Below are 4,539 nucleotides of genomic sequence, written 5' to 3' on the forward strand. Positions count from 1 at the left end.
GCCGTCGTTTCCGTTGGCGCGGCCAGTCGTGCCGGCCAAGCCGTGGTTCATTCGTCGCCGGCGAGGCCGTCGAACGCCTCCATCAGCGCATCGACGATCGCTTGGCCGAGCGCCTGTGCTGTCTCAGCGATCTCGGCTTCGTTTCCCCTGCGGGCCGCGGTGGCGAGTTCCGAACCCTGATCCGTCAGAATCGCATTGGACCTATCGATTGCCCATTGTGCAAAATCGTTACGGCTGTCGATGATCCTGGTTTCCATAGATGCGCGCTCCTGCGTTTACGATTTGTTGGCCAATTCGGGCTAGGGTCAGGGTGCGCGATGAGTATTGCGTTCGCGCCCATACACTCCTCGAGGCTTGCAGCGTCAAGCTCGGGGCAAGCCGTTTCTCCTCGCGCAGCCCGCGATATCGGCCGAAACGGGACCTTTTTCCTTCGTTGAGACCGGTCATGTCGGGCCCCTTGAAGGAAAAGCACTCGTTTTTCGATTCAAACGGGAAGGGGAGGGGACTTTCCGGACCTCCTACAGGCCACTCGCCTTGGTGAGATTGATCCGGAAGCGGTCGCGACGGCGCTCATATCTGCGCGTCATTTCGGCCGAAGCATGGCCAAGTTGCTTTTGCACATAGCGCTCATCGACTTCAGCCGAGGAGGCGAGGCCAGCGCGCAGCGAATGGCCGGAAAACAGCTTTCGGCGTTCGCCTCCCGGCAGGTCGCCGCGCACGCCGGCCGCCAGCGCGGTCCGCTTGACCAGGCGCGCAACCTCCTGGTCGTTGAGCCGATCGGCGCCGACCGCCTTGCCCTGGCCGGTGACGCGCCGGAACAGCGGTCCGTGCGCGATACGGGCGAGCTTGAGCCAGGTCTGCACCGCGACAACCGGGCAGGTGGCATCGGACGAGCCGCGCGCGACTTCGACCTCCCGCCAGCCGGTCTTGCCGCGAAGGGAAACGAGCATGCCCTTGTCCAGGATCTCGATCCAGCCGCGGCCGTCCTCGGTCTGGTCGCGGTCGATGTCCAAAGCCACGATCTCGGAGCGGCGCAGGCCGCCGGCAAAGCCGAGGAGCAGCATGGCGCGGTCACGCAAGCCGCGTAAGCTTCCGCGCTCGAGTGTCTCCAGCATATCGATCAGATCCTCGGGAAGGATCGCCTCCTTCTGCCGCGGCGGGGCGCCGTGCTTGTTGCGGATGCCGGCCATCACGGTGGCGATGTGCCGATCCATGCGGTCCAGCGTTGCCCGCACTGGGCGTAGTTCCAGGTCAGAGAGGACAGCCGGCGTTCGATCGTCGGCACAGAATTTGGCGTCTTGTCGCCGGTGGCCGTGCCGGATGCGCAAGGGTGATGTACAGCCCGACGACTTGCGGATCGGGCGGGAACACCTCGACGCTTTTGCGTCGGCACCAGCTCCCGAAATGCTTCCAGTCGGTGGCGTAGGCGCGGCGGGTGTTGGCCGCGCTCGCCGCCTCGACATAGTCGCGGGCATGATCGGCAAGTTTTTCCAGATGCGCCGGCACACGCGTCTGGCCGCCGCTGATCGACAGGGCAGGGGAGGGGGCTTCCGCAGGCTCGTCTCCCGGCGCCTGGTCCATCGCCATGATACGATATCCGGCAGCTCGCCGTCGGGACTGTCGGCGCCGGGGTCAGCCGACACCGGCGCGGCGGGAACAACGTCTTGCGGCCCGGTGCTGTGGGGCGGCAACATTATCATTCGTTTTTGTTGCGCGACAGGCTGTGCGTTTTTAGCCGAATTTGATGGCATTCGTGGCCTCGCTGGACGAAGATAGCGCGGTGGAAGGCAACGGATGATCAAGCCGACCAAGCATCCAGCATGCAACCAAGCACGTTCTGAAACCCTCCATCGCCTCCTGGCATCACGGCGTGATCAACCGTGGTTACGCGATGGAGCCCTATCTGGATCTCTGACGCGTGCCGCGCGTAGCACTGTGCCCGCGGAGAAGCAGGTGGATTGAAACGGGCAGTCCCGCCGTGGAGGGTGTGGTTTATGATCCGACACGTCCGCCGATCGTCCGACTTCCCAAGATCCTGGAATATGCCGGACAGGAACTTGGGTTTGATAGGCTCTGCGTCAACCGTGATCGTCTCGCGACCGTAGATCACGTTTCGCCGTTTTCGGCAGCCTGGAAAAGAGACACGGCAATGTATGGCGAAGAAGGCATCCCCAGCACGGACCGCAGCGACTACTTGAGCATCCATTTGGTGGACTCCTGGCGGCTGAAGCGCCTCTATGATGAGTTGCCGACGGTGACGTCGGCCTTTGAAATGATCGCCGATGAACTCGAACGGCGCGGCGAAGAGGGGGGCGCTGATCGGCACCCTCTCTGATCGACAACTCACGCTCCTGCGCCAGATCGCGCAAGGGCGAGGGCCGATCGCCCAAGTTCGTCTTGCCAGCACATCTTGGTGGCATGGGGACGTATCCGTTACCGAGACATGAATGCGCCAAGATGATCCGCATGTGGCGCGATGCCGCTCGTAACCAGCACACGGAAATCAGCGACGCTGGCTGGGATATCCCACGTTCGCGCCATTGATCAGCCTCCCTCCTGGCTGCGATCTTGAGGTTGCAGCCGGGAGGGAGGGCTGCCTCGGTGCTCGAGGTTTACCACTCGTGACGATTTGTGAGATCTGCCCCTTCAACCATTTAAGACGAACCCCAAATGGCGTTCGAAAAGGGGATTATATTTTTGACAGCTCCACCCGCCGATTCACCATTCGTTCAGGATATTAGAGCAAGCTAATGAGCGGACATGCTGAGTGCCGCGTACATGGCTAAGGCCCTAGCGCTGATCCCCCCTCGGCGCTGGGGCTTTTCGGTCTAGCCACTCACATTATCGGCGCACCGGGTGCAACTCTGATCGGCACGATCTGAAGTGCGGCAGGTCGCGGATCGTACGAAGTGGACCTCGGCTTTTGCCAACAGGAACAAGGCCTCTCTTTGCGCATATTGGACTGTGGATCCCGGCGCCGGCCGAATGGGGTAGCTGATGGCAGTTCGCAAAAGACGTCCCATTCGAAAGGCAGCCTTCCCTTACGGCGACTTGCTGTTGGCACCTGCCGTCGTGGCTATGCGCCTGCCGATCATTGCATTAGATGCAAGTAGCAAGGCCCCGAAAAGGGGCCGAGGCAATATTGGCGGTGACAGAAAAGACAATAGCATTCGCCCAAGGAGCGGCGGCTGCGCAAGTGGCTATCGTCAGTTCAGCTCTACGGTTCTGGCCGGAGATTTTATCGGGTCGAAGCCCTTCGCTCGTAAACGGCGATGCATTCGAAAAAGCCGTCACGGCCGCAGTTAAGCCTGTGGGCCGCAAGGTCAGGCTCAATTTTGAGCGGTTTTCACAGCCGACCGAACAGACCACGCCTATTCGTCCCGAAGGTCTATCAGTGAGGCGTGGCGAAGCTTCTCCTCGCCCTTGAGGCACTTCACCCGACCCATCAGGCCCGGCTTCAGCCATTCAGCTTTCTCTTTCACCAATCCCTCCGGCGGAGGTGCGCCGGCCTTGGCCTGGACGCGCTCCCAAAATCGCTGTCGCTTGTCGGCTTTGAACGTCACGACCGCGGCACCCATGTAGCGGCCGTTCTGCGCCAGCAGCACCATCGCCGGTTTGCCCCTCTCGCGCTTCACGCCGATGACGTCCATAACTTTCTCGATGTAGCACTTGATCTTGCGACAGTTCATCGTCGACCCGCTGCGGTAGATACTGTCCAGCCGCTTCGACACGATACCCTCCCATCCCGCTTCGCAAGCCAGGTAGTAGACAGCGTCACCGGTGCCTGGCAGAGACTCGCTGAATTGGATGTGCCCGCCTGCTGGAATAAGCACCTGTAGGATCTCGCGTCGGTCGCTCAGCGCCATGGCGCGCAGATCGTGGCCGTTCAGGTGCATCAGATCGAATGCAACCAGATAGAGGTCTTGAGGGCGCCTGGTAATTGCCGGGCGCAGCGCATGGAAGTCGGAAAGCCCGGCTTCGTTCGTCACGATCACCTCGCAGTCGAGGATGAAACTCTCGCCCCCGATCGAGTCGGCCTCCTTGGCGAGCGGCTGGTATTTCGCGGTCCAGTCGATCCCGGATTTCGTGAAGAAGCGAATTCCGCCGGCATCCTTGACGACCTGGGTGCGGTTATCGTCGAATTTGACCTCGTGGCTCCAGCCTTCGCCTTTGGGCGGCTGCTCGACGAGCTCGGGCTCCATCGGACGAATGAAGGATAGCCGGACGCGGCCGGCAGGCTTACGAATCGAAAACCCACGCGAGATACCGAATTCTATTCAATATCGCACGACCGCAAGCGTTCCGTTAGCGATTGCTGAAAAGCAAAGAGGAACAATCGCGCGTGGCCGCTGTTCTTCCTTCTCTCAGGAGGAACCGCCATGACCGATCACAAAACCAAACGCGATTTCCGGGACCGCGATCGCGTCTCAGCCGATGAGGACTATGAGGTGCGCTATTTCGCCAAGCAGCACCGGCTTACGCCTGAGCAGGTTCGGGAACTGATCGGCAAGCATGGCAATGACCGCAAAGCCTTAGAAC

4 protein-coding genes and 1 pseudogene are annotated in these 4,539 nt (G+C 61.2%); 2 read left to right on the forward strand and 3 right to left on the reverse strand.

The features are described 5' to 3' along the window. Window positions 1-47: 47 nt before the first annotated feature. Window positions 48-257, reverse strand: coding sequence for a hypothetical protein (locus EOA24_RS28365; protein WP_127410311.1), 210 nt, complete (start codon window positions 255-257; stop codon window positions 48-50). A gap of 261 nt (window positions 258-518) precedes the next feature. After that, window positions 519-1,604, reverse strand: a pseudogene (locus tag EOA24_RS28370) (site-specific integrase). Between the two features lie 383 nt (window positions 1,605-1,987). Here EOA24_RS28370 and EOA24_RS28375 point away from each other — a divergent pair. After that, the gene (locus tag EOA24_RS28375; RefSeq protein WP_127410312.1) at window positions 1,988-2,335 is read left to right on the forward strand and encodes a hypothetical protein; all 348 of its coding nucleotides are present in this window, start codon (window positions 1,988-1,990) and stop codon (window positions 2,333-2,335) included. A 1,036-nt stretch (window positions 2,336-3,371) separates the two neighbouring features. On the opposite strand, the gene EOA24_RS28385 is transcribed toward EOA24_RS28375, so the two are convergent. Continuing rightward, window positions 3,372-4,202, reverse strand: a complete 831-nt coding sequence (locus EOA24_RS28385; protein WP_127410313.1) for an ATP-dependent DNA ligase — start codon at window positions 4,200-4,202, stop codon at window positions 3,372-3,374. Window positions 4,203-4,379: 177 nt separating this feature from the next. On the opposite strand from EOA24_RS28385, the gene EOA24_RS28390 reads away from it, so the two are divergent. Further along, window positions 4,380-4,539: DUF3606 domain-containing protein (locus tag EOA24_RS28390; protein ID WP_127410314.1), on the forward strand; the 160-nt coding region annotated here is incomplete at its 3' end.

It is taken from the genome of Mesorhizobium sp. M2A.F.Ca.ET.039.01.1.1 (assembly GCF_003998035.1).
Taxonomy (GTDB): domain Bacteria; phylum Pseudomonadota; class Alphaproteobacteria; order Rhizobiales; family Rhizobiaceae; genus Mesorhizobium.